General features: G+C 69.8%; 26 protein-coding genes and 2 pseudogenes. 17 read left to right on the forward strand and 11 right to left on the reverse strand.

What is annotated here, in order from left to right:
• Positions 1–17: 17 nt before the first annotated feature.
• From OG623_RS19650 to OG623_RS19665, 4 genes and pseudogenes are all read right to left on the reverse strand, one after another.
• A complete protein-coding gene (locus OG623_RS19650; RefSeq protein WP_406148066.1) occupies positions 18–776 on the reverse strand; it encodes an SDR family NAD(P)-dependent oxidoreductase in 759 nt (252 codons plus the stop codon).
• A 55-nt stretch (positions 777–831) separates the two neighbouring features.
• Positions 832–1,596 (reverse strand): Mut7-C RNAse domain-containing protein, encoded by a 765-nt coding sequence (locus OG623_RS19655; RefSeq protein ID WP_406148067.1) that lies wholly within the window; start codon positions 1,594–1,596, stop codon positions 832–834.
• Positions 1,593–2,171 carry a GNAT family N-acetyltransferase gene (locus OG623_RS19660; protein WP_406148068.1) on the reverse strand — a complete coding sequence of 193 codons (579 nt, stop codon included), beginning with the start codon at positions 2,169–2,171 and terminating at the stop codon, positions 1,593–1,595. The genes OG623_RS19655 and OG623_RS19660 overlap by 4 nt, the downstream gene beginning before the upstream one ends.
• Before the next feature lie 102 nt (positions 2,172–2,273).
• Positions 2,274–2,687: pseudogene (locus tag OG623_RS19665) on the reverse strand (helix-turn-helix domain-containing protein); the annotation flags it as partial.
• 36 nt (positions 2,688–2,723) lie between these two features.
• Here OG623_RS19665 and OG623_RS19670 point away from each other — a divergent pair.
• Positions 2,724–2,885 (forward strand): hypothetical protein, encoded by a 162-nt coding sequence (locus OG623_RS19670; protein WP_406152143.1) that lies wholly within the window; start codon positions 2,724–2,726, stop codon positions 2,883–2,885.
• Between the two features lie 95 nt (positions 2,886–2,980).
• On the opposite strand, the gene OG623_RS19675 is transcribed toward OG623_RS19670, so the two are convergent.
• The gene (locus OG623_RS19675) at positions 2,981–3,394 is read right to left on the reverse strand and encodes a MerR family transcriptional regulator (protein WP_406148069.1); all 414 of its coding nucleotides are present in this window, start codon (positions 3,392–3,394) and stop codon (positions 2,981–2,983) included.
• Positions 3,395–3,531: 137 nt separating this feature from the next.
• Here OG623_RS19675 and OG623_RS19680 point away from each other — a divergent pair, with 137 nt between their 5' ends.
• Complete coding sequence (locus OG623_RS19680) at positions 3,532–5,043, forward strand: SulP family inorganic anion transporter (protein WP_406148070.1); 1,512 nt, start codon at positions 3,532–3,534, stop codon at positions 5,041–5,043.
• A gap of 58 nt (positions 5,044–5,101) precedes the next feature.
• Here the strand turns inward: OG623_RS19680 and OG623_RS19685 are convergent, their stop codons facing one another.
• Positions 5,102–5,701 carry a hypothetical protein gene (locus OG623_RS19685; RefSeq protein WP_406148071.1) on the reverse strand — a complete coding sequence of 200 codons (600 nt, stop codon included), beginning with the start codon at positions 5,699–5,701 and terminating at the stop codon, positions 5,102–5,104.
• A 291-nt stretch (positions 5,702–5,992) separates the two neighbouring features.
• On the opposite strand from OG623_RS19685, the gene hemL reads away from it, so the two are divergent.
• The 7 genes from hemL to ccsB all read left to right on the forward strand — a co-directional run bounded on the left by hemL (position 5,993) and on the right by ccsB (position 13,641).
• Positions 5,993–7,300: a glutamate-1-semialdehyde 2,1-aminomutase gene (hemL, locus tag OG623_RS19690; protein ID WP_406148072.1), complete on the forward strand. Its 1,308-nt coding sequence runs from the start codon at positions 5,993–5,995 to the stop codon at positions 7,298–7,300.
• Positions 7,297–7,986, forward strand: coding sequence for a histidine phosphatase family protein (locus OG623_RS19695; protein WP_406148073.1), 690 nt, complete (start codon positions 7,297–7,299; stop codon positions 7,984–7,986). Before hemL ends, OG623_RS19695 begins: the two co-directional genes overlap by 4 nt.
• Positions 7,987–8,172: 186 nt before the next feature.
• Positions 8,173–9,429, forward strand: coding sequence for a hypothetical protein (locus OG623_RS19700; RefSeq protein ID WP_406148075.1), 1,257 nt, complete (start codon positions 8,173–8,175; stop codon positions 9,427–9,429).
• A 67-nt stretch (positions 9,430–9,496) separates the two neighbouring features.
• Complete coding sequence (locus OG623_RS19705; RefSeq protein ID WP_406148076.1) at positions 9,497–10,096, forward strand: TlpA family protein disulfide reductase; 600 nt, start codon at positions 9,497–9,499, stop codon at positions 10,094–10,096.
• A gap of 4 nt (positions 10,097–10,100) precedes the next feature.
• Positions 10,101–10,865: a cytochrome c biogenesis CcdA family protein gene (locus tag OG623_RS19710; protein WP_406148078.1), complete on the forward strand. Its 765-nt coding sequence runs from the start codon at positions 10,101–10,103 to the stop codon at positions 10,863–10,865.
• A 5-nt stretch (positions 10,866–10,870) separates the two neighbouring features.
• The gene (locus OG623_RS19715; protein ID WP_406148079.1) at positions 10,871–12,565 is read left to right on the forward strand and encodes a cytochrome c biogenesis protein ResB; all 1,695 of its coding nucleotides are present in this window, start codon (positions 10,871–10,873) and stop codon (positions 12,563–12,565) included.
• The gene (gene ccsB, locus OG623_RS19720) at positions 12,562–13,641 is read left to right on the forward strand and encodes a c-type cytochrome biogenesis protein CcsB (RefSeq protein ID WP_406148081.1); all 1,080 of its coding nucleotides are present in this window, start codon (positions 12,562–12,564) and stop codon (positions 13,639–13,641) included. The genes OG623_RS19715 and ccsB overlap by 4 nt, the downstream gene beginning before the upstream one ends.
• A 64-nt stretch (positions 13,642–13,705) precedes the next feature.
• Here the strand turns inward: ccsB and OG623_RS19725 are convergent, their stop codons facing one another.
• Together OG623_RS19725 and OG623_RS19730 are read right to left on the reverse strand one after the other, a co-directional pair.
• The gene (locus OG623_RS19725; protein ID WP_406148082.1) at positions 13,706–15,031 is read right to left on the reverse strand and encodes an aldehyde dehydrogenase family protein; all 1,326 of its coding nucleotides are present in this window, start codon (positions 15,029–15,031) and stop codon (positions 13,706–13,708) included.
• Positions 15,028–15,723: a type 1 glutamine amidotransferase domain-containing protein gene (locus OG623_RS19730; RefSeq protein WP_406148083.1), complete on the reverse strand. Its 696-nt coding sequence runs from the start codon at positions 15,721–15,723 to the stop codon at positions 15,028–15,030. Before OG623_RS19730 ends, OG623_RS19725 begins: the two co-directional genes overlap by 4 nt.
• An 84-nt stretch (positions 15,724–15,807) precedes the next feature.
• Between OG623_RS19730 and OG623_RS19735 the strand changes: the two genes are divergently transcribed.
• Positions 15,808–16,248: a MarR family winged helix-turn-helix transcriptional regulator gene (locus OG623_RS19735; protein WP_406148085.1), complete on the forward strand. Its 441-nt coding sequence runs from the start codon at positions 15,808–15,810 to the stop codon at positions 16,246–16,248.
• Between the two features lie 51 nt (positions 16,249–16,299).
• On the opposite strand, the pseudogene OG623_RS19740 reads toward OG623_RS19735, so the two are convergent.
• Positions 16,300–16,575, reverse strand: a pseudogene (locus OG623_RS19740) (PLD nuclease N-terminal domain-containing protein); the annotation flags it as partial.
• A gap of 89 nt (positions 16,576–16,664) precedes the next feature.
• On the opposite strand from OG623_RS19740, the gene OG623_RS19745 reads away from it, so the two are divergent.
• Together OG623_RS19745 and mqnP are read left to right on the forward strand one after the other, a co-directional pair.
• The gene (locus OG623_RS19745; RefSeq protein WP_406148086.1) at positions 16,665–18,122 is read left to right on the forward strand and encodes a menaquinone biosynthesis decarboxylase; all 1,458 of its coding nucleotides are present in this window, start codon (positions 16,665–16,667) and stop codon (positions 18,120–18,122) included.
• On the forward strand, positions 18,119–19,024 hold the full coding sequence (mqnP, locus tag OG623_RS19750; RefSeq protein ID WP_406148087.1) for a menaquinone biosynthesis prenyltransferase MqnP: 906 nt from the start codon (positions 18,119–18,121) through the stop codon (positions 19,022–19,024). Before OG623_RS19745 ends, mqnP begins: the two co-directional genes overlap by 4 nt.
• On the opposite strand, the gene OG623_RS19755 is transcribed toward mqnP, so the two are convergent.
• Positions 19,014–19,619 carry a rhomboid family intramembrane serine protease gene (locus OG623_RS19755; RefSeq protein ID WP_406148088.1) on the reverse strand — a complete coding sequence of 202 codons (606 nt, stop codon included), beginning with the start codon at positions 19,617–19,619 and terminating at the stop codon, positions 19,014–19,016. The genes mqnP and OG623_RS19755 overlap by 11 nt on opposite strands.
• 113 nt (positions 19,620–19,732) lie before the next feature.
• On the opposite strand from OG623_RS19755, the gene OG623_RS19760 reads away from it, so the two are divergent.
• Positions 19,733–20,398: a UbiX family flavin prenyltransferase gene (locus OG623_RS19760; protein WP_406151920.1), complete on the forward strand. Its 666-nt coding sequence runs from the start codon at positions 19,733–19,735 to the stop codon at positions 20,396–20,398.
• A 27-nt stretch (positions 20,399–20,425) separates the two neighbouring features.
• Here OG623_RS19760 and OG623_RS19765 read toward each other — a convergent pair whose 3' ends face one another.
• A complete protein-coding gene (locus OG623_RS19765) occupies positions 20,426–20,575 on the reverse strand; it encodes a hypothetical protein (RefSeq protein ID WP_406152144.1) in 150 nt (49 codons plus the stop codon).
• 121 nt (positions 20,576–20,696) lie between these two features.
• Between OG623_RS19765 and OG623_RS19770 the strand changes: the two genes are divergently transcribed.
• From OG623_RS19770 to OG623_RS19785, 4 genes are all read left to right on the forward strand, one after another.
• Positions 20,697–21,152 (forward strand): Lrp/AsnC family transcriptional regulator, encoded by a 456-nt coding sequence (locus OG623_RS19770; protein WP_406148089.1) that lies wholly within the window; start codon positions 20,697–20,699, stop codon positions 21,150–21,152.
• 91 nt (positions 21,153–21,243) lie between these two features.
• A complete protein-coding gene (mqnE, locus tag OG623_RS19775) occupies positions 21,244–22,407 on the forward strand; it encodes an aminofutalosine synthase MqnE (RefSeq protein ID WP_406148090.1) in 1,164 nt (387 codons plus the stop codon).
• 136 nt (positions 22,408–22,543) lie between these two features.
• Positions 22,544–23,071, forward strand: a complete 528-nt coding sequence (locus OG623_RS19780) for a GNAT family N-acetyltransferase (protein WP_406148091.1) — start codon at positions 22,544–22,546, stop codon at positions 23,069–23,071.
• A 165-nt stretch (positions 23,072–23,236) separates the two neighbouring features.
• Entirely contained in the window at positions 23,237–23,533 is a 297-nt protein-coding gene (locus OG623_RS19785; protein WP_406148093.1) for a DUF4229 domain-containing protein, read from the forward strand.
• Positions 23,534–23,720 lie beyond the last annotated feature (187 nt).

Here is a 23,720-nt window from a genome sequence, read left to right on the forward strand (position 1 = left end):
CGCCCTGCCGCGGTGCCTCAGAGGGTGCGGTGGACCTTGGAGTTGGAGGCCTGGGCGCGGGGGCGGACCACCAGGAGGTCGATGTTGACGTGGCTGGGGCGGGTGACGGCCCAGGTGATCGTGTCGGCCACGTCGTCGGCGGAGAGCGGGGCGTCGACGCCCGCGTAGACCTTGGCGGCCTTCTCGGCGTCGCCCCGGAAGCGGGTCGTGGCGAACTCCTCGGTCTTCACCATGCCGGGCGCGACCTCGATCACCCGGACCGGGGTGCCGACGATCTCCAGCCGCAGGGTCTCCGCCAGCACGTGCTCGCCGTGCTTGGCCGCGACGTAACCTGCACCGCCCTCGTAGGTGGAGAGGCCGGCCGTCGAGGAGAGGATCACGACGGTGCCGTCCCCGCTCGCGGTGAGGGCGGGGAGCAGGGCCTGGGTGACGTTGAGCGTGCCGATGACATTGGTCTCGTACATCTGGCGCCAGTCGGCGGGGTCGCCCGTGGCGACGGGGTCGGCGCCCAGCGCTCCGCCGGCGTTGTTGACCAGGACGGCCAGGGACCGGAACGCCGTGGCGAACTCGTCGACCGCCGCACGGTCGGTGACGTCCAGGGCGTACGCCGTCGCCTGGTGGCCCGCATCGGTGAGCTCGGCGGCCAGTGCCTCGATGCGGTCCTTGCGGCGGGCGGTGAGGACCACGCGGTAACCGGAGGCTGCCAGCTGCCTGGCGGTCGCGGCGCCGATGCCGCTGCTCGCGCCGGTGATGACGGCGATGGGGGTGGCGGCCATGTCGAACTCCTCGGGCAGCTGATCGGTACGGGGCCAGGATAGGCGGGGGCCCCGGTCAGGGGTTCAGCGGTCGCGGCCCGGCCGACCGTCCGCCGGGCCCGCCGAATTCGCGCACGGCGTCCGCCACGACGGCCTCCAGATGGGTGTGGTGGGCGCCCCGCCAGTACACCCGGCCGCAGACCGTGCACTGGGCGAACACGTCGTAGGACGCCTGGGTGCCCTGTTCGAGCCGGTCGCTCACGGACTCCTTGTCCGCGTCAGCGAGCTCTCCGTTGCAGGCCGTGCAGCGGGTCCACGGTGCGAGCGCGGGGGCGAAGCGGCCGAGTACGTCACGGAGCTGTTCATCGGGCCGGTCGCTGTAGACGTACGCACCCGCCCAGATCTCCCTGCGCCGCAGCAACCCCCGGTCGCGGGAGAGCAGGACGCGCCGCTGCCGCGCCGAGCGGGTGGCGAGCGCCGGGTCGCCGATGTCCTCGCTCTCGTACGCGGCGTCCACACCCAGGAGGCGCAACCGCCGGGCCAGGGTGCCCAGATGGACGTCGAGCAGGAAACGCAGCGGTGCGCCGGGGACCTGCTGGGGGCGGCGCACCGCGCGCACCTCGATGCGTTCGCCCGCTCCGGGGATGTGGGAGACGGGAACGGGGCGGCCGTCGGCCAGGAGCTGCCCTGCCTCGGTGAGCGGGACGCCGACGGACTCCACGACGTGCCCCAGGGTCGAGGAGCCGTCCGTGGTGAGCGCAGTGGGGCCACCGCGCCGGTCGTGGGCGACGAAGAGCCGGAGTTCCGGGGCTACTTCGAGGGTGATCTCGGGTCCGTTCACCTGGTCAGGATGCCACCGGGGGGCGGCCCCGGCGGGAGCCCCGCCAGGTCCAGTCGCCAGTCGTTCGCCGACATCGGGCGGCCGGGCGGGTATTCGAGCTCGCAGGTGCCGAGCAGGGTGAAGCCGCTCTTGCGGCACACCGCGTTCGAAGCGGCGTTGTCCACGGACGGGTAGGCGTGCAGATAGCGGTGCCTGCCCGCCTCGCCGGCCCGCGCGGCGACAGCGGCGGTGGCCGCCGACGCGATGCCGCGGCCCTGGAAGCCCGCGAGGACCGCCCACCCCGTCTCGTACACCTCGTCGCCCTCGCGGGCCTGCTCCCAGAAGCCGATCGTGCCCACCGGCTGCCCGGTCGCGGTCAGGACGATGCGGAACATCCTGCCCCGGCCCGTCCGGTCGGCGCTCAGCGCGACATACCGGGCGTGCCGGACCTGCAGCTGCTCCTCGGTCTCCGGGCCTCCGAGGTGGTCCATCAGCTCGGGGGAGTTGGCCAGCCGGAGCAGCCCGAGGTCGTCCTGGGACCAGGGCTCGATGCTCACGGATGCGGGCGACGTCACACGCGGCGTACGGGGTTCCATGAGCCGACTGTAGGACGCCCCACCGACAGTGGGGCCCGCTCCTGGGCGCCGGGGCCTCTCGGAGCGGGGGCTCCTTGCGCCGGGGGCTCAGCGCCGGGGCTCTCAGCGCTGGGCGAAGGCCGCCGGGGGAACGCCCACCGTGGCGGTGAAGTCCCTGACCAGGTGCGCCTGGTCGCTGTAGCCGAGATCGGCGGCGATGGCGGCCCAGTCGGGCTCAGGGTCGTTCCCGGCGCGCCGGAGTGCCTCGTGGACGCGGTGGCGGAGGATGACCCACTTGGGCCCGACGCCCACACAGGTGGAGAACAGCCGTTGCAGCGAGCGGACGGACAGGCCTCCCGCGCGGGCGAGGGCGTCGACCCGCAGCAGTGATCGGTCCGTGCGTACGAGCTCGGCGAGTTCCGTGGCGCGTTCCGCCCGGGGGTCCGGCGGGGGGAGCCGGGCGAGCAGGTACGCGTCGAGTGCCGCGACCCTGGCGTCCTCGTCGGCGGGGTCCAGTACGTCTTGCGTCGGCACGGGGGCGAGCGACGGGGGGACTTCGAGCCGGATCCGGCCGTGGTGGCCGAGGTGGAGCCGGGTCTTGGGGCGCTGGCCCCGAAGGCACGGGAGATGAAGGTGTTCGGGGAGCCGTTCCCGCCGGCCCCCGGGGCCCCGGCCTTCGACCGGGTACTGGCCCTGACGGGCCGGGACCCCGCCTGGCGCCCCCCGACGCGCTGACCACGGGGGGCATCGCGTGCCGGCCCAGGTCCGCGGGCCGCGCTTCCGGCCGGCCCCGGCCATGGGCCGCGCCTCCGGCCCGCCCCGGTCACCCCTCACGCCTCCGGCCGGCGGCCCTCCCCGTCCAGGCGGGTGCGCAGGGTCCGGGCGAACTCCTCGGCCCGCGCCAGCTGGACCCGCAGCTTCGCGACCTGCTCGGCGGCGGCCCGCTCGTACGCGCGGACCCGTTCCAGGAGTGCGTCGCGCTCGCCCGGCGCCGGCTCCCCGCCGGCGTCGAGGCGGGCGACCACATCCAGCAGGTCCCGCATCTCGTCCAGCGTGAAGCCGAGGGGCTTCATCCGGCGGATGACCATCAGCCGGGCCACATCCGCCTCGGTGTACAGCCGGAACCCGCCGCGCGAACGGGCCGAGGGCACCACGAGCCCGGACTCCTCGTAGTGCCGGATCGTGCGCAGCGACAGCTCGGTACGCGCGGCGACCTCGCCGATCTGCATGTGCTTGCTGCTCACGGTGCCCTCTCGACTCCCGCCGTGACCACGGTGGGACGGCGTCTCCATCTCTACCCTAACGTTAGGGTAGAGTTGCTCGGCGCCCGGCGGGGAGCGCGTACCCGCCCATACTTCCGCAACGACAGGTCACGTCTCCCTTGCCCCTCCAGCTCTCATCCGTACTGTCCCCGGCCGGCCGGCTGCGCGACCACCGGCCCTCCTGGCTGTCCCCCAAGGTCTTCCGCACCGAGGTCCTGGCGGGTCTCGTCGTGGGGCTGGCGCTGATTCCCGAGGCGATCTCCTTCTCGATCATCGCCGGGGTCGATCCGGCGGTCGGTCTGTTCGCCGCCTTCACGATGGCCGTCGTCATCTCCGTCGTCGGCGGCAGGCCCGCGATGATCTCCGCGGCGACGGGCGCGGTCGCGCTCGTCATCGCCCCGCTCAACAGGGAGCACGGGTTCGGTTATCTGATCGCGGGAGTCATCCTGGGCGGGGTCTTCCAGGTCGTGCTCGGCGCGCTCGGCGTCGCCAGGCTGATGCGGTTCGTGCCCCGCAGTGTGATGGTCGGCTTCGTCAACGCGCTGGCCATCCTGGTCTTCATGGGCCAGGTCCCCGAGCTGAGCGATGTCCCCTGGCCGGTGTATCCGCTGGTCATCGGCGGACTGGTCCTGATGGTGCTCTTCCCGAGGATCACCAGGGCGGTGCCCGCCCCGCTGGTCTCCATCATCATCCTCACCGCGATCACCGTCGCCGCAGGCATCGCCGTACCGACCGTCGGCGACAAGGGTGAGCTCCCCTCGTCGCTGCCGGTGCCCGGCCTGCCGGACGTGCCCTTCACGCTGGACACCCTGACGACCGTCGCCCCCTACGCGCTGGCCATGGCGCTGGTCGGCCTGATGGAGTCGCTGATGACGGCCAAGCTGGTCGACGAGATCACCGACACCCGTTCGAGCAAGACCCGCGAGTCGGTCGGCCAGGGCATCGCCAACATCGTCACCGGCTTCCTGGGCGGCATGGGCGGCTGCGCCATGATCGGCCAGACCATGATCAATGTGAAGGTGTCCGGCGCCCGCACCCGGCTGTCCACGTTCCTCGCGGGCGTCTTCCTCATGGTGCTGTGCATCGCGTTCGGGCCGCTCGTCTCCCGTATCCCGATGGCGGCGCTCGTCGCGGTCATGGTCATGGTGTGCTTCGCGACCTTCGACTGGCACTCCGTCGCACCCGGGACCCTGCGGCGGATGCCCGCGGGGGAGATCGTGGTCATGGTGATCACGGTGGTCTGCGTCGTCGCCACCGAGAACCTCGCCGTCGGCGTGGTCGTCGGCTCGGTCACCGCCATGGTCATCTTCGCCAGGAGGGTCGCCCACCTCGCCGACGTCACCTCGGTCACGGACCCGGACGGCGGCCGGGTGATCTACTCCGTCTTCGGCGAGCTCTTCTTCGCCTCGTCCAACGACCTGGTCGGACGGTTCGACTACGCGGCCGATCCTCCGGCGGTGGTCATCGACCTGACCGCGGCGCACATCTGGGACGCCTCGGCGGTCGCGACGCTGGACGCCATCACCACGAAGTACGAACAGCGCGGCAAGAGCGTGGAGATCGTCGGCCTCGACGAACGGAGCGCCGACCTCCACGGTTCCCTGACCGGCCGGCTCGCCGGGAGCAGCTGAACCGCCCGGCCGCCTCCGCCCCGGCCGCCCGGTGCGCCGCGGGACCCCGGCTGCCGCGTCAGGGCCACACCAGGCAGTACGCCTGATGGCCCGCGTCATGCAGCCGGTGGGAGAAGTCCTGCCACTCGTGCAGCAGTTGGTAGACGTTGAACGCGTCGCGTGGGCCGCCACGGTCCGGGACCGTGGACCAGATGAAGGCCGCGGCGCCGACGGATTCCTCGCCGACGTCCCGCAGCGGGTCGACCACCGTCATCGGCAGCTTGACCACCGCGTAGTCGGGATGGAGCACGACGAGCTCCAGCGGGGGGACCTTGTGCAGGGGTATGCCCTGTATGCCGGTGAGGACCATGGCCGCCACCGTCTCGGGCTTGATCTTGCTGAACATGCCGCCCATGCCCAGCTCGTCGCCGCCCAGCTCCTCGGGGCGCATGGAAATGGGCACGCGTGCGGCGGTCGCCCCGTCGGGCGCACCGAAGTATTTGTAGGTCACCCCCACCCGTCCACTGCTCCTGCTCCCTGAACCGTCGGTCCCTGAACCGTCGGCCTCGACCGCCCGCGCGTTCCGAGCGCGCTCGGCCTCGCGCCGGTGCCGCCCTCGCCGGGCAGGCTCGGGCCCCAGGTCGTCGGTCCCTTCGCCCACTCCGCCACCGCGATGCATATCTCATCCACCCGACTACTTCTTAGGAGACACAGCCCCGCCGCGCAACCCGATCATCGTCAGTGACCTCCCCCGCGGGCGTGCGGTGAAACACCTGTCCGCAAGACCGTCGAGGCCTCTGACACCATGGCATGTGTGAGCTTTCCCCATGACGCCCCAGTTTCGCAGACGCGAGGAGACTGAAGCCCTTTCGTTGTACGAGCCTCATACGGGAGAGCGCGCTCCCCGCTCACCGGCGGCCGGGAATCCCGGCCAGGCCCCCCGAACTCCGAATCGCAGATCAGGACCAAAGTGGCGTATTCATACGAAGCCCCAGTTTCGCAGACGCTTTTCGACCGGGCGTCCCTCGTGACGCCCGGAGGCGTGAACTCACCCGTGCGTGCCTTCCGGGCCGTGGGCGGTACGCCCCGGTTCATGGTGTCAGGTACGGGTCCGTACCTCACCGACGCCGACGGCCGTGAGTATGTCGACCTCGTGTGTTCGTGGGGGCCGATGATCCTCGGCCACGCGCACCCCGAGGTCACCGCCGCCGTCCAGGACGCGGTGGCCCGGGGTACCTCCTTCGGTACGCCGGGTGAGGGTGAGGTCGCGCTCGCCGAGGAGATCGTCGCCAGGATCGAGCCCGTGGAGCAGGTGCGGCTGGTGTCGTCCGGCACCGAGGCGACCATGTCCGCGATCCGGCTCGCCCGTGGATTCACCGGACGCGCCAAGGTCGTGAAGTTCGCCGGGTGCTACCACGGGCACGTCGACGCGCTGCTGGCCGCGGCCGGCTCCGGCGTCGCCACCTTCGGGCTGCCCGACACGCCCGGTGTGACCGGCGCCCAGGCGGGCGACACGATCGTGCTGCCGTACAACGACCTGGACGCCGTGCGCGCCGTGTTCGCCGCGCAGCCGGGCGAGATCGCCTGCGTGATCACCGAGGCGTCGCCGGGCAACATGGGCGTCGTGCCGCCCGGGGAAGGCTTCAACGCCGGGCTCAAGGAGATCTGCGCGGCCGACGGGGCTCTGTACATCTCCGACGAGGTGATGACGGGCTTCCGCACGTCCAAGGCGGGCTGGTACGGCATCGACGGCGTACGGCCCGACCTGATGACCTTCGGCAAGGTCATGGGCGGCGGCTTCCCGGCCGCGGCCTTCGGCGGCCGCGCCGACGTGATGGCGCACCTGGCCCCCTCGGGCCCCGTCTACCAGGCCGGCACCCTCTCGGGGAACCCGGTCGCCACCGCCGCGGGCCTCGCCCAGCTGCGGCTGCTGGACGACGCGGCGTACGCGAAGGTCGACGCGGTCTCCGCAGAGCTGCGTGCGCTGGTCGGCGAGGCGTTCACCAAGGAGGGCGTCGCGCACACGGTGTCGGCGGCGAGCAACATGTTCTCCGTCTTCTTCACCGACGAGCCGGTCCGCGACTACGAGGGCGCGAAGAAGCAGGAAGCTTTCCGCTTCACCGCGTTCTTCCACTCGATGCTGGAGCAGGGCGTGTACCTGCCGCCCTCCGCCTTCGAGTCCTGGTTCGTCTCCACCGCCCACGACGCGCGGGCGCTCGAACTGATCGCCGAGGCGTTGCCCGCCGCCGCCCGCGCCGCTTCGGAGGCCACCGCATGAGCGAGAACAGCACCAAGGACATCACGGTCGTCCATCTGATGCGCCACGGTGAGGTGCACAACCCGGACGGCGTGCTCTACGGCCGCCGGGCCGGCTACAGCCTGTCCGACCTCGGTCGGGAGATGGCCGACCGGGTCGCCGAGCACCTGGAGAAGCGCGACATCACCCATGTCGTGGCCTCCCCGCTGGAGCGCGCCCAGGAGACCGCCGCGCCGATCGCCACGTCGCACGGCCTCGACCTGGCCACCGACGGGCGTCTCATCGAGGCCGCCAACGCCTTCGAGGGCAAGACCTTCGGGGTCGGCGACGGCGCGCTGCGCAAGCCGGCGAACTGGAAGCACCTCACCAACCCCTTCAAGCCGTCCTGGGGCGAGCCGTACGTCGAGCAGGTCGTACGGATGATGGGCGCCCTGGACGCGGCGCGTGACGCGGCCCGTGGGCACGAGGCGGTCTGCGTCAGCCACCAGCTGCCGATCTGGATCGTGCGGAGCTTCGTGGAGCGGCGCAGGCTGTGGCACGACCCGCGCAAACGGCAGTGCACTCTGGCCTCGCTGACGACCTTCACCTATCAGGGCGACGAGATCGTGTCCGTCGGATACACCGAGCCCGCCCGGGATCTGGTGCCCGCGCACCTCCTCGCGGGTGCGAAGCCGGTCAAGGGGAAGTCGAAGGCGTTCGGGGCGTAGGGCGGCCCGGCTGTCCCGGTGCTGCCCGTGTGACCCGGTGGGTTGTGGGCCATGTGCAGCATCTGCAAGGGTCCGTTCACGTGACAACTTTTATGATTATCAGCGGAACCACCGTGTCGGTTTCCTCATCTCAACCATTGCCAGTTTGTATGGCCTTGAGGTAATACGACCGCAGATGGGGACGCTATGCGTGAGATCAACCGAAGAGGCCTCCTCGGGGCCGGGCTCGGAGCCGCAGCCGCACTCTCGATGGCCGGCTGTGGCTCCGACGGGTCATCCAACGACGGCCCGACGGGAACCGAGAAGGGTTCGAAAGGCACCAAAGGGAAGCCGGGGAATGGCGCCGGCTCTTCCGGAAAGCAGGTCAGGCTGATCGGTGACGGCTCCACGGCCGACACCGGAAAACAGCCGAATCAGCCCGCCGCCCCCGTTCCGCTCGAACCCGGCCAGAAGCCGCCGCAGTTCGTGATCTTCTCCTGGGACGGCGCAGGCGAGGTCGGCAACGGACTCTTCCCGCGTTTCCTCGAACTCGCCAAGGAACACGAGGCGGGGATGACCTTCTTCCTCTCAGGCCTCTATCTGCTGCCCGAGTCGAAGAAGTCGCTCTACCGCCCGCCCAACAACCCCAGGGGTGCCTCGGACATCGGTTATCTCAACGATGACCACCTCAAGCAGACCCTGAAGTACGTCCACCAGGCCTGGCTCGACGGACACGAGATCGGCACCCATTTCAACGGGCATTTCTGCGGCGGTTCCGGTTCGGTCGGCAACTGGACGGCCGAGCAATGGCAGAGCGAGATCGACCAGGCGGTGTCCTTCGTCACCGAATGGAAGACCAACACCGGGTGGAACGACCTCGAACCGCTGCCGTTCGACTACCGGAAGGAACTGGTCGGCGGCCGTACGCCCTGTCTGCTCGGCCAGGACAATCTCCTGCCCACCGCCAAGCAGCTCGGCTGGCGCTACGACGCGAGCTCGCCCGGCGGCACCCAGATGTGGCCCGAGAAGCGCCAGGGCGTCTGGGACCTTCCGCTTCAGGGGATTCCGTTCCCCGGCCACACCTTCGAAGTCCTCTCCATGGACTACAACATCCTCGCCAACCAGTCGCAGAATTCCACCAACGGCATGCCGTCGCGCTATCCGGGATGGCGCACCCAGGCCACCGACTCGTACATCGCCGGATTCAAGCGTGCCTACGAGACGAACCGCGCGCCCTTCTATATCGGCAACCACTTCGAGGAGTGGAACGGCGGCATCTACATGGATGCCGTGGAGGACGCGCTCAAACACATCGCGGGGAAGCCGGATGTGCGCCTCGTCTCCTTCCGGCAGTTCGTCGACTGGCTCGACGTCCAGGACCCGGCGGTGCTCACGAAGCTGCGTTCGCTTCAGGTGGGACAGGCGCCGGAAGGCGGCTGGAACGCCTTCTTTAAGCAGGCCTGACAAGGGGCTTTACGGGCATCGAGGGGGGTGCCCAAGATCCCCGGAACTGTCATGCGAAACTTTTCACATGAGCTCTGGCCGTGCACCCCGACGCCGCTCCACCCTGCTCGCCGCCACCGCTGTGGCCGGTGCCCTGACCCTGTCCGCCTGCGGTGGCGGGCAGGCGGGCGGCGGCGGCAACACGAACTTCGTCACCGGCAGCGGTGGGATCTCCACCGTCGCCAAGGGCGAACGCACGGACGCGCCGAAGCTCGACGGCAAGACCCTCGAAGGCAAGGCCCTCGACATCGCCGACTACAAGGGCAAGGTCGTCGTCCTGAACTTCTGGGGATCATGGTGCGGCCCCTGCCGGGCCGAGGCCAAGCACTTCGCGAAGGTGGCGAAGGAGACCGAGGACGAGGGCGTCCAGTTCGTCGGCGTCAACACCAGAGACCCCAAGAAGTCCCTGGCGGTCAGCTTCGAGAACGACTTCGGCGTCACCTATCCGAGCCTCTACGACCCGACCGGGAAGCTGCTCCTGCGATTCCCGAAGGGCACGCTGAACCCGCAGGCCATCCCGTCGACCGTCGTCGTCGACCGGGACGGGAAGCTCGCCGCCCGCACGCTCACCGCCCTCGACGCGGAGAAGCTGCGGAAGATGATCGACCCGTTGATCGCGGAGAAGTGACGCCGTGCTCCAACTGGCCGCGGTCACCGGTGTCAACGACACCGTCTTCAACGGCGCCCTGCTGGTGGCTCTGCCCGTCGCCCTGCTCGGCGGCCTCGTCTCCTTCTTCTCGCCGTGCGTCCTGCCGCTCGTACCGGGCTATCTGAGCTACGTCACCGGCGTCAGCGGCACCGACCTGGCCCAGGGCCGGCGGGGCAGAACCGTGACGGGTGCCTCCCTCTTCGTGCTCGGCTTCACCGCCGTCTTCGTCTCGGGCGGGGCCCTCTTCGGCTTCTTCGGCCAGACCCTCCAGGAGTACAGCGGCACCCTGTCCAAGGTCCTCGGCGTGCTGATGATCCTGATGGGCGTCTTCTTCATGGGCCTGATGCCCTGGATGACGCAGCGCGAATTCCGCATCCACAAGCGGCCGGTGACCGGGCTGGCGGGCGCACCCCTGCTCGGCGCGCTCTTCGGGATCGGCTGGACGCCTTGCCTGGGGCCGACGCTCTCCGCCGTCAGCATGCTCGCCGTCGACCAGGGGACCGCCGGCCGCGGAGCGGTGCTCTCCGTGGCGTACTGCATCGGGCTCGGCGTCCCGTTCGTCCTGGCGGCCGTCGCCTTCCGTAAGGCACTCGGGGCGTTCGGCTGGGTCAAGCGCCACTACGCATGGGTCATGCGGATCGGCGGCGGCATGATGATCGTGACCGGAGTGCTCCTGCTGACGGGTGCGTGGGACGCGCTCATGCAGGAGATGCGAGTCTGGTCCGACGGCTTCACTGTGGGGATCTGAGTTTGATGAGCAACACGAACACCACGGAAGAGCGCGACCTCGGCCAGGCCGGGGAGCAGCTCTCCACCGCCCCGCGCGAAGACTCCGCCGCGTCCGTACCCGCGATGGGCTTCATCGGCTGGGCCCGCTGGTTCTGGCGGCAGCTCACCTCGATGCGGGTCGCGCTGATCCTGCTCTTCCTGCTGTCGCTCGGCGCCATCCCCGGCTCGCTGATCCCGCAGAACAGCGTGGACGAACTGAAGGTGCAGACCTTCAAGGACGCCCACACCACGGTCAGCCCGGTCTACGAGAAGCTCCAGTTCTTCGACGTCTACAGCTCGGTGTGGTTCTCCGCGATCTACATCCTGCTGTTCGTCTCGCTGATCGGCTGCATCGTCCCGCGCACCGGGCAGTTCGTCGGACAGCTGCGCGGACGGCCGCCCGGCGCGCCGAAGAAGCTGACCCGGCTGCCCGCGTACACCACCTGGCGCACCGACGCCGAGCCCGAGCAGGTCCATGAGGCCTCGCTCGCCATCCTGCGCAAGCGGCGCTTCCGCGCGCACATGGCCGGTGACGCGGTGTCCGCGGAGAAGGGCTATCTGCGCGAGGCCGGGAACCTGGTGTTCCACATCGCGCTGATCGTCATGCTGACGGCGTTCGCCGGCGGACAGCTCTTCAAGTCCGAGGGCGGCAAGCTCGTCGTCGAGGGCGACGGGTTCGCCAACACGATCACCCAGTACGACGACTTCAAGTCAGGCTCGCTCTTCGACACCGACGACCTCACCCCCTTCAGCTTCGATCTGCAGGACTTCGTCGGCACGTACGAGCGCGGCGGCCCCCAGCGCGGCACCCCCCGGACCTACGAGGCCAGGGTCACGTACTCCGAGGGCGCGGACGGGCCGACGAAGAAGAAGGTCATCGAGGTCAACAAGCCGCTCGTCGTCGACGGCACGAAGGTCTACCTCAACGCGCACGGCTACGCCCCGGTCATCTCGGTCAAGGACGGCAGCGGCAAGGAGGTCTACCGGAGCTCGGTGCCGCTGCTCCCCATCGACAACAACGTCACATCGACCGGTGCGATCAAGGTGATGGACGGCTACAAGGACAAGAACGGCAAGCGGAGCCAGCTCGGCTTCCAGGCGTTCTTCGTGCCGACGTTCGCCGGCAGCGGCCAGGGGACGATGTTCTCGCAGTACCCCGGACTCGACTACCCGGTCCTCGCGCTCAACGGCTACTACGGCAGCCTCGGCGTCGACTCGGGACTCCCGCAGAACGTCTACCAGCTCGACACGTCCAAGATGAAGGAATTCAAGGACAGCAACGGGGACCAGCTGAAGAAGCGGCTGCGCCCCGGCGAGACCATGAAGCTCCCCGACGGCGCCGGCTCGATCACCTTCGAGAGCGTCGAGGAGTGGGCCAGCTTCCAGATCTCACGCCAGCCCGCCAGCGGCTGGGCGCTCACCGGCGCCGTCGCCGCCGTCATCGGGCTCGCCGGTTCGCTCTTCATCCAGCGCCGCCGGGTGTGGGTGCGGGCCGTACGGGGGACGGACGGCGTCACCGTCGTCGAGATGGCGGGCCTCGGCCGCAGCGAGTCCGCGAAGCTTCCCGAGGAGCTGACCTCCCTCGCGGTCGCTCTCCACACCGTGACGCCCACGGCGTCCGCCCCAGAACCCCAGCCGGAACAACCCGCCGAAGCACCTGCCGAAGGGGCTGAGAAGTGAATCTCGCCGCCGCAACGAACGAGAACCTGGCGAACGCCAGCAACACGCTGATCTATTCGTCGATGGCCGTCTACACCCTGGCCTTCTTCGCGCACATCGCCGAGTGGGTGTTCGGCAGCCGCAGCAAGGTCGGCCGTACGGCCGCCGCGCTGAACGACTCGGCCGCCGGCGGTACGGCGGCGCAGGCGAAGGCCGCGCAGGGCGGCGGCACCGCCGTGCTGGAACGCCCCAAGGTCGTCACCCGGTCGGCGGTCGGCACCCGTGACGTCCCCGACGGCCCCGGAGCGGCGGGCGGCACCTTCAAGGGCGACCTGTGGGGGCGGATCGCGGTCTCCCTGACCGTCCTGGCCTTCGCCGTCCAGGCGGGCGGCGTCGTCGCACGCGCGCTCTCGGTGCAGCGGGCCCCCTGGGGCAACATGTACGAGTTCTCGATCACCTTCTCCACGGTGGCGGTCGGCGCGTACCTCGTCCTGCTCGCACTGAAGAAGAACGTCCGCTGGATCGGCCTGATCCTGGTCACCGTGGTCCTGCTGGACCTCGGCATCGCGACCACCACGCTCTACACCGACAGCGACCAGCTGGTGCCCGCCCTGCACTCCTACTGGCTGTGGATTCACGTCTCCACCGCCATCATCTGCGGCGCCGTCTTCTTCCTCGGTGCCGTCGGCACCCTGCTCTACCTCTTCCGCGACAGCTACGAGAGCAAGGTCGCCGGCGGTGGGACGCCCGGGAGGTTCGCCACCTCGGTCATGGAGCGGCTGCCCGCGGCGAAGACCCTGGACACCTTCTCGTACCGCATCAACGCCGCCGTCTTCCCGCTGTGGACGTTCACGATCATCGCGGGCGCGATCTGGGCGGGCGACGCCTGGGGCCGCTACTGGGGCTGGGACCCCAAGGAGGTCTGGTCCTTCATCACCTGGGTCGCGTACGCCGCCTACCTGCACGCCCGTGCGACGGCCGGCTGGAAGGGCCGCAAGGCCGCCTACCTGGCCCTCGTGGCCTTCGGCTGCTGGCTCTTCAACTACTACGGCGTGAACATCTTCGTCACCGGCAAGCACTCCTACGCCGGAGTCTGACCGGCCCGTACCCGAGGGCGCGACCGCTTCGGTGCGGTCGCGCCCTCGCGTCGTACGTCCGGGGTCAGCCCAGCGGGGTGTCCAGGACCGCCTTGCGGTGACTGAACGTCTCCAGGGAGTACCTGCCGTGGTAGTTGCCCATGCCGCTCTCGCCGACCCCGCCGAACGGCAGGTCGGAGACGGTCAGATGGGCCAGCGGCAGACCGATGCCGACACCGCCCGACGAGGTCTCGGTCAGCAGCCGCCTGCGTACGGCGGCGGACTCCGTGAACGCGTACAGCGCCAGGGGCTTGTCCCGCTCGTTGATGAAGCCGATGGCCTCGTCGAGGCCGTCCACGGTGAGGATCGGCAGGACGGGTCCGAAGATCTCCTCCCGCATCACGGGGGAGTCGGGTGGGACATCGGCCAGCACCGTCGGCGCGATGTACTTCGTGTCCCGGTCGTGGGCGCCGCCCGTCACCGTACGCCCGGAGTCCAGCAGGCCCACCAGCCGGTCGAAGTGCCGCTCGTTGACGATCCTGCCGTACTCGGGACTGGTGGAGGCGTCCTGCCCGAACAGCCCCTCGACAGCCTCGGCGAGGGCGTTCGCCAGGGCCGGCGCGGTCTCCGGGTCGGTCAGGACGTAGTCGGGGGCGACGCACGTCTGGCCGGTGTTCAGGAACTTCCCCGAGGCGAGACGGGCGGCCACCGTCCTCAGGTCGGTGCCCCGGTCGACGAACACGGGCGACTTGCCGCCCAGTTCGAGCGTCACCGGCGTGAGGTGCTTCGCGGCGGCGGCCATCACGATGCGGCCGACCGTGCCGTTGCCCGTGTAGAAGATGTGGTCGAAGCGCTCGGCGAGCAGTGCGGTGGTCTCAGGGACCCCGCCCTCCACCACGGTGAGCGTGTCGGCGTCCAGATACTCCGGCAGCAGCCGGGCGAGGGCCGCCGAGGTGGCGGGCGCCAGCTCGCTGGGCTTGGCGACGACGGTGTTGCCCGCCGCGAGCGCGCCGGCCACCGGGGCGAGCAGCAGCTGCACCGGATAGTTCCAGGGCGCGATGACGAGGACGACACCGAGCGGGTCGTGCACGGTCAGGGCGCTCGCCCCGGCCAGGACCTCGGGCACGGGGGCGGGCTCGGGCTCCAGCCAGCCCGCGAGGCGTTCCAGGGTGTGGTCGATCTCGCGCACCGTGAAGTCGATCTCGGTCCGGTAGGCCTCCTTACGGCTCTTGCCGAGGTCGGCCCGCAGCGCGTCGGCCAGCTCGTCGCCGCGCTGGGTGAGCAGCGTGCGCAGCCGTGTCAGCCGCTCCGTGCGCCAGGAGAGGTCCCTGGTGCGGCCGGTCCTGAAGGCGGCGCGGAGCCGGGCGACGGTCTCGGCGGGGGTCTCGGGCGCGGTCCCGGCGGCGCTCACAGGGCTGCCACGATCTCGCGGGCCAGCTGCTCGGACGAGCCGGGGTTCTGGCCGGTGTGCAGGGTGCGGTCGTGCACGGTGTGCACCGACCACGGTTCGGCTGCGGCGTACTCGGCGCCGAGCTCGACGAGACGGTCCTCCAGCAGCCAGGGCGCCTTGTCGGCGAGACCGCCCTGGGTCTCCTCGGCGTTGCTGAAGCCGGTCATGCGATAGCCGGCGAACGGCCAGCTGCCGTCCTCGCGCCTGGCCGGCAGCAGGGCCGCGGGGGCGTGGCACAGCACGGCGACCTGGGTGCCGGAGTCCAGCGCCGAGGTGAGCAGCTGTCCGGACGCCTCGCTGACGGCCAGGTCCTCCATGGGGCCGTGGCCGCCGGGGTAGAAGACGACGTCGTACGAGGTGGGCACGGTGTCCTCAAGCCGTGCGGGGATGCGGAGCGTCTCGTCGATGGCGGCGAGGTACGAGGCGACGGCGTCGGCCTGCTCCTGGCCGCCGTTGTACTCGGCGGTGAGGCTGGCAGGGTCCACGGTGGGGGCGACCCCGCCGGGGGTGGCGAAGGCGATGTCGAAGCCCGCCTGGGCGAAGACACGGTGGGGGGTGGTGAGTTCCTCGGCCCAGAAGCCGGTGGGATGGGTGGTGCCGTCGTTGAGGGTCCAGTGGTCGGCACCGGTGAGGACGAAGAGTACGGAGGGCATGGTGTGCTCCCTACGAGAACCTGAAGCTTGATATCGTCAAGCAATACTGTTCATGGAACGGTACCGAACGAAGGATGACCGACCATGACGACGGAGCCGGTTCCCCGCGCCGTCCCTACTCCGGACGAACTGCTGGAACCCCTCGCCGTCGTCGTCCGCGGCCATCACGACGACCTCACCGCCGTCGCGAGTCGGCACGGTCTCAGCACCTCGCAGGCCCGCGCGCTGATCGCTCTCCACGAGCCCATGCCCATGAGCGCGCTGGCCGCTCATCTGGTGTGCGACGCGTCCAACGCCACCGGGCTCATCAGCCGTATGGAGGCCCGTGGCCTGGTGGCACGCACCCCGGCGCCCGGCGACCGCCGCTCCAAGGTGGCCGCCCGTACGGAGGAGGGCACCGAGCTGGCGCACCGGATCCGCGCCGAGATGCGCGTGGTGCACGGCGCCCTGGAGGCACTCACCGCCCAGGAACGCGCCGCCCTGCTGCCCCTGCTCGACCGGCTGGGGCGCCTGCTGTCCACGTGAGCTGTCGAGGGCGTGAGCTCAGGGCGTGGCGGGACCGTCGCCCTTGCCGGGCTCCTTCTTGTCCTCGTCCTTCAGTGACCTCAGGAAGTCCGGGTTGTCGTCGGGCGCCACCCAGGTGGTGCGGCGGCCGAATCCACCGCCCGGCGCGACGCGCACCTTGCCGGCGACCAGCCAGACGACAGGACCGACCACCCAGAACAGCAGGATGATGAAGACCCAGGCGATCTTCGGCAGGTGCTTCGTCTCCTTCTCGGGCGTGTTCAGGCAGTCGATGAAGGCGAAGATCGTCAGCGCCAGCGGCAGGATGTAGATCAGGGCCCTGAGCATCGTGGAAGATCCCCCGAAGTGAGGTGACGAGGCGCATGGACAGCCCCCGGTGATGGGCCCAGGGTAGCGGGTGTCCGATACTTGGCCTTATGGCTTACGACGATCTTCGCTCCCTGCTCCGGGCTCTGGAGCGCGAGGGTGACCTCAAGCGCATCAAGGCCGAGGTCGACCCGTATCTGGAGGTCGGCGAGATCACCGACCGGGTGAACAAGGCGGGCGGGCCGGCCCTGCTGTTCGAGAACGTCAAGGGGGCGTCCATGCCCCTGGCCATGAATGTCTTCGGGACCGACCGGAGGCTGCTCAAGGCGCTCGGGCTGAAGTCCTACGCCGAGATCAGCGAGCGGATCGGCGGCCTGCTCAAGCCGGAGCTGCCGCAGGGCTTCGTCGGGATCCGGGAGGCCTTCGGGAAGCTCGGCTCGGTGACGCACCTGCCGCCGAAGAAGGTGAAGTCCGACAGCGCGCCCGTCCAGGAGGTCGTCCTCACCGGCGACGACGTGGACCTGGAGCAGCTGCCCGCGCTCTTCACCTGGCCCGAGGACGGCGGCTCCTTCTTCAACCTGGGCCTCACCCACACCAAGGATCCCGAGACGGGGATCCGGAACCTCGGGCTCTACCGGCTCCAGCGTCATGACAAGCGCACCATCGGGATGCACTGGCAGATCCACAAGGACAGCCGCAACCACTACCAGGTCGCGGCCAGGCGCGGTGAGAAGCTGCCCGTCGCCATCGCGTTCGGCGCGCCGCCCGCGGTCACGTACGCCTCCACGGCGCCGCTGCCCGGGGACATCGACGAGTACCTCTTCGCCGGCTTCGTCCAGGGCAAGCGGATCGAGATGGTCGACTGCAGGACCGTTCCGCTCCAGGTGCCCGCGCAGGCCGAGGTCGTCATCGAGGGATGGCTGGAGCCGGGCGAGATGCTGCCCGAGGGGCCGTTCGGTGACCACACCGGCTTCTACACCCCGCAGGAGCCTTTCCCCGCGCTGAGGATCGACTGTGTGACGATGCGGAAGCGTCCGCTGCTCCAGTCGATCGTCGTCGGCCGGCCGCCCACCGAGGACGGTCCGCTGGGGCGGGCCACCGAGCGGTTCTTCCTGCCGCTGCTCAAGGTCATCGTTCCGGACATCGTGGACTACCACCTGCCGGAGGCGGGCGGCTTCCACAACTGTGCGATCGTCTCGATCGACAAGAAGTACCCCAAGCACGCCCAGAAGGTGATGAGCGCCGTCTGGGGTGCCCACATGATGTCGCTGACGAAGCTGATCGTGGTCGTGGACGCCGACTGCGATGTCCACGACCTCCACGAGGTGGCCTGGCGCGCACTCGGCAACACCGACTACGCCCGTGACCTGCTGCTCACCGAGGGCCCGGTCGACCATCTCGATCACGCCTCCTACCAGCAGTTCTGGGGTGGCAAGGCGGGGATCGACGCGACCCGGAAGCTGCCCGAGGAGGGGTACACCCGGGACGGGGGCTGGCCTGCCATGGTCGAGTCCGACCCCGATACGGCGGCGATGGTCGACCGCCGCTGGAAGGAGTACGGCCTGTGAGCGCCTCAGCCGCCGCTGTGCCGCAGCCGCGCAGCAAGCCCCGCGCGTTCCTGCGGCTGGTGATGATCGAGCACTCGGTCTTCGCTCTGCCCTTCGCCTATATCGCCGCGCTGACCGCGATGTTCCGGCTGGACGGCACGTTCCACTGGGGCAGGCTGCTGCTCGTGACCGTGGCGATGGTCGGGCTGCGTACGTTCGCGATGGCCGCCAATCGCATCATCGACCGGGAGATCGACGCCCGTAATCCGCGCACCGAGGGCCGGGAGCTGGTGACCGGGGCGGTCACGGTGAGGTCCGCGTGGACCGGCGCGACCGTGGCGGTCGTCGTCTTCCTGGGCGCCGCGGCCCTGCTGAACCCGCTGTGTCTGGCGCTGGCGCCGGTGGCGGTCGTGCCGATGGTCGTCTATCCGTACGGCAAGAGGTTCACGAACTTCCCGCACGCGATCCTGGGTCTCGCCCAGGCCATGGGTCCGGTCGGTGCCTGGCTGGCGGTGACCGGGAGCTGGTCGTGGGAGGCGGTGATCCTGGGGCTGGCCGTCGGCATCTGGATCGGCGGTTTCGACCTGATCTTCGCCTGCCAGGACGTCCGGGCCGACCGGGCCCACGGGGTGCTCTCCTTCCCCGCCCGCTACGGGATCCCGGCCGCGCTGTGGGGCGCGCGGCTCTGCCATGTGGTGACGACCGGCCTCCTCGTGTGGTTCGGACTGGCGACGGACGCGGGGCTCTTCTACTGGATCGGCATGGTGATCGTCGCCGTGGCCTTCGTGTACGAGCACCGGGTCGTGCGGCCGCACGACCTGTCGCGGCTGAACCGGGCCTTCTTCTCGGTCAACGGCTTCATCGGTATCGCGCTCTTCGCCTGTGCGCTGCTCGACCTCCTGGTGCGAGGCCTCACACCGTGACGTAACCGTCCGATCCCTGCGGACGGCGGGGGCGGCGGAAGGCGAACGCCGCCGCCACCCCGCCCGCCAGGCCGAAGAGATGGCCCTGCCAGCTGATGCCGGAGTCCGTCGGCAGCACGCCCCAGAGCAGGGAGCCGTAGACCGCGGCGATGAGCACGCCGACGACGATGTCCAGCGGGCGCCGGTCCACGAAGCCGCGGACCAGCAGATAGCCGAAGAGACCGAAGACCACACCGGACGCGCCGAGCGTCACGGTGTTCGGCGGTGCGGTGAGCCAGACGCCGAGGCCGGCTGTCACGATCACGACGAGCACCACGGCGGCGAACCTGCGTATCCCGCCGAGCGCGGCGATGAAGCCGAGGACCAGCAGCGGGACGCTGTTGGACGCGACGTGGTCCCAGCCGCTGTGCAGGAAGGCGGACGGCACGATGTCGGCCAGTTCGGCGGGATCGCGGGGGCTGACGCCATGGCTGTCCAGCGAGTGGTTCGTCGCCACGTCGATGCCTTCGAGCAGCCACAGCAGCCCGATCCAGGCGACCATGACCACGCCGGCCGTGACGGCCCGTGCGGTGGCGGTCGGATGTGTGCCTGTCATGGTCACCCCCTGTCCATGGCTGTTCCCTCACCTGTTGCAACGTCCGGAGCCCCTGGCTCGGTTCCTCAAGGGGGGTGCCGGATAGGCTCGGCGGTGTGACAGCCGGGATTTCGATGAGTCAGCAGGAGCGCAGGCCTTGGATTGTCGGGGTGTCGGGTGCGTCGGGCACACCCTTCGCGGCCTCGGTGCTGCGCGGACTGCTGGCCGCGGGGGAGAGCGTCGACCTGGTGGTCAGCCGTGCCTCACGGCTGACGCTCCTGGACGAGACGGGGATCGCCTTCCGCGACGCCCACTGGCAGGAGGACCTGCGAGGCTGGCTGGCGCGGGGCGCGGACGGGAAGCCCGACGCGTTCCGGCCCGACATCGACGGTGTGCGCCACTGGGCGGCCGGTGATCTGGCGGCCGGGCCGTCGTCGGGGTCGTATCCGGCGAAGGGGATGCTGATCGTCCCGGCGTCGACCGCGTGTGTGGCCGGAGTGGCGCTGGGGCTGTCGAAGGACCTGTTGCAGCGGGCCGCGAGCGTGACGCTCAAGGAGCGGCGGAAGCTGGTGGTGGCCGTGCGCGAGACCCCGCTCAGCGGTCGGACGCTGAAGCAGATGGTCGCGCTCGACGAGGCGGGCGCCGTGGTGCTGCCCGCCTCTCCGGCGTTCTACGCGGGTGCGACGCACATCCAGGACCTGGTGGACTTCGTCGCCGGGCGGGTGCTGGACGCGGCGGGGGTGCCGCACCAGCTGTACCGCAGGTGGGAAGGGGAGCTCGGTGGCGCCTCCCGTGGCTGAACCGGTGGGGTCGGCGGACCGGTGGGGTCAGCGCTTCTTCCTGGTCGTGCGCGGGGCGCGGGTGCGGTCCACGCGGTGGGCGGCGGCGGGCTGGTGGGCACGCGAGCGGTTGGCCAGGTCCTGCAGCTCGCGCATCCGGGCGTAGGCCATCTCGATCGAGTACACGGTGAAGTTCACTCCTGAAGATTCGAAAGCGTTTCTCGGATGATGAGAAAGATTTACAGGGTCTGACCCTGTTGTGCCTTAGATTCTACACGTAAGCTCGCGGTACTGCTGAACAATGGAAGGTTTCAGTCATATGGACGCGGTGGACAGGCAGCTCATCCAGGCACTCAGGGAGAACGGCAGGGCCTCGTATGCCGAGCTGGGACGGCTCGTCGGGCTCTCCGGGCCCAGCGTCACCGACCGCATCAACCGGCTGGAAACCGCCGGTGTCATCACCGGTTACCGCGCGACCGTCGACGCCGCGTCGCTGGGGCTCGGCGTCACGGCGCTGATCGGGATCTCGCTCTCCGACGCCGCCGACCACGAGGACGTCGCGCACCGGCTGAAGGACCTCGCCGAGATCGAGGACTGCTGGTTCATCGCGGGCGACGACTCCTTCACGCTCAAGGTGCGGGTCGGCGATGTGGACGGTCTGGAGAGGACCATCCGGCGGCTCAGCGGCACCCGGGGGGTCTCCAGGACCCGTACGACGGTCGTGCTCTCCACCAAGTGGGAGAACCGGGTCGGGGAGCTTCCCGAGGAGGAGTGACCCGGCGCCGCGACGGGGGTGCCGGCACCCCGATGGCGGGGGAGTACCGTGGCTGGCGCAACGACTGCACAGAGACGATGGAGGCGCCCTAGTGGACGCGGGACTCAAGCGCGAGCTGGAGGAGAAGGTCCGGGGCGGCGAGCGGCTGACCCGCGAGGACGGGATCGCGCTCTACGAGTCCGACGACCTGGCCTGGCTCGGCGGGCTGGCCCACGAGGTGCGGACGAGGAAGAACGGCGACGTCGTCCACTTCAACGTCAACCGGCACCTCAACATGACCAACGTGTGCACCGCGTCCTGCGCGTACTGCTCGTTCCAGCGCAAGCCGGGCGAGAAGGACGCGTACACGATGCGCATCGAGGAGGCCGTCCGTCTCGCGAAGGCGATGCAGGGCGAGAATCTCACCGAACTGCACATCGTCAACGGGCTGCACCCCACTCTCCCGTGGCGCTACTACCCGCGCTCGCTCAGCGCGCTGAAGGAAGCCCTGCCTGAGGTGGCGCTCAAGGCGTTCACGGCGACGGAGATCCACCACTTCGAGACGATCTCGGGGCTCTCGGCCTCCGAGATCCTCGACGAGCTGATCGAGGCCGGTCTCGAATCGCTGACCGGCGGTGGCGCGGAGATCTTCGACTGGGAGGTCCGCCAGCACATCGTCGACCACAACACCCACTGGGAGGACTGGTCGCGCATCCACCGTCTCGCGCACGAGAAGGGTCTCAAGACCCCGGCGACGATGCTGTACGGGCACATCGAGGAGCCCCGTCACCGCGTCGACCACGTGCTGCGGCTGCGGGAGATGCAGGACGAGACCGGCGGCTTCCAGGTCTTCATCCCGCTGCGCTACCAGCACGACTTCGTGGACATGAAGGACGGCAAGGTCCGTAACACCCTTCAGGCGCGTACGTCGATGGCGACCGGTGCGGAGGCGCTCAAGACCTTCGCGGTCTCGCGGCTGCTCTTCGACAACGTCCCGCACGTCAAGGTCTTCTGGGTGATGCACGGCGTGCAGACCGCGCAGCTCGCGCTCCAGCACGGCGCCGACGACATGGACGGCTCGGTCGTCGAGTACAAGATCACGCACGACGCGGACGACTACGGCACCCCGAACAAGCTCGGCCGCGAGGACCTGCTGGAGCTCATCCGGGACGCGGGCTTCCGGCCCATCGAGCGCAACACCCGGTACGAGATCCTGCGCGAGTACCCGGGTCCTGACGCCGGTCGGCGCGAGACGCCGCAGCCGATGCGCGTCTGAGGCCCCACGCTCGTACGACGCCCCGGCAGCGGGGAGTCCCTGTCCGAAAGCCCCGGCCTGCCGTCCCCCGGCCGGGGCTTTCTCGTGTGCTGGACGCGAGTTGAACCAGATATTCCGTAATGGTTAATCTGCGAGCATGGCGCTTACATTCGATGTGGACCCCCCATTCGACCGAGACCTGCGGGACGGCATCACCGCGCTCTGGGTCGACGTCAGCAATGCCGGCGGTGCCGTCGGCTTCGTGCCGCCCGTCACCTCGGGCGACGTCAGGCCCGAGCTGGTCAACCACCTCGTCGGGCTGGCCGAGGGCCGCACCCGCCTGGTCGTCGGGCGGGACGAGGACGGCGCCGTGGCCGCCACCGCCTTCCTCACCCACAACACCCACCGGCTCATGCGGCACTGGATCGGCGCCTACACGGTGATGGTCCACCCCCGCCACCAGGGCAAGGGGTACGGTCGCGCGCTGATGGCCGCCACGGCCGACGTCGCCCTGGGGATCGAGGGCATCGAGGCCATCCGGCTCACCTGCCGTGGTGGCACCGGGGCCGACCGCTTCTACGCCTCCTGCGGATACAAGGAGGTGGGCCGGGTACCGAACGCCATCCGGGTCGCCGACGGTGACGACCGCGACGACATCATCATGCTGCTCCCGCTGTACAGGTAGGAGCGTCCGCCCGGTGCGCCGCGGGCCGTAGGCGGGCCGTGCGCGGGCCACGGGGACAACCCTGCGAACTGATCGAATTCGGGGCATGCTTCACTGGTCGGGCAGGACCCCGCACCGCATGACCGCATGACCGCAGGAACGTCGGACGTAGAGAGAAGGCCAGCCGTGTCCGCTGCCAAGCCGAGCGCAACGATCCGGTACACCGCCATGCGCCTGCTGATTTTCGTCGGCTGCTTCTTCGTCTCCGGCGTGGCGGTGCACTTCGGCGTGCTCCCCGCCGGTGTCGGCGGCTCCAACGTCGTCTGGGTCATCCTCCTCGGCCTGGTGCTCTCCGCGCCCCTCAGCTTCATCCTGCTGCGCAAGCAGCGTGACGAGATGTCCGAGCAGATCATCTCGACGGTCGGCCGGACCAAGGCGAGGCTCGAGGAGAACCGCACCCGCGAGGACAGCGTGACCCAGTAGGGGCGGCGTCACCCGGTGGAGGACAGCGTCACCCGGCAGGGCCGGTCGGCGTAAGCGCCGCGTAAGGTTCCTCACACCCGCACCTCCTCGCATACGAAACCCCGGACCGGAGCAGCCGCTCCCGTACCGGGGTTTCCGCGTGTCCGGGGCGCCGGAGGCGGGGCTCGGACAAAAATGATCAAGAAGC

This window comes from Streptomyces sp. NBC_01012, from assembly GCF_045162755.1.
In the GTDB taxonomy this organism is placed as follows: domain Bacteria; phylum Actinomycetota; class Actinomycetes; order Streptomycetales; family Streptomycetaceae; genus Streptomyces.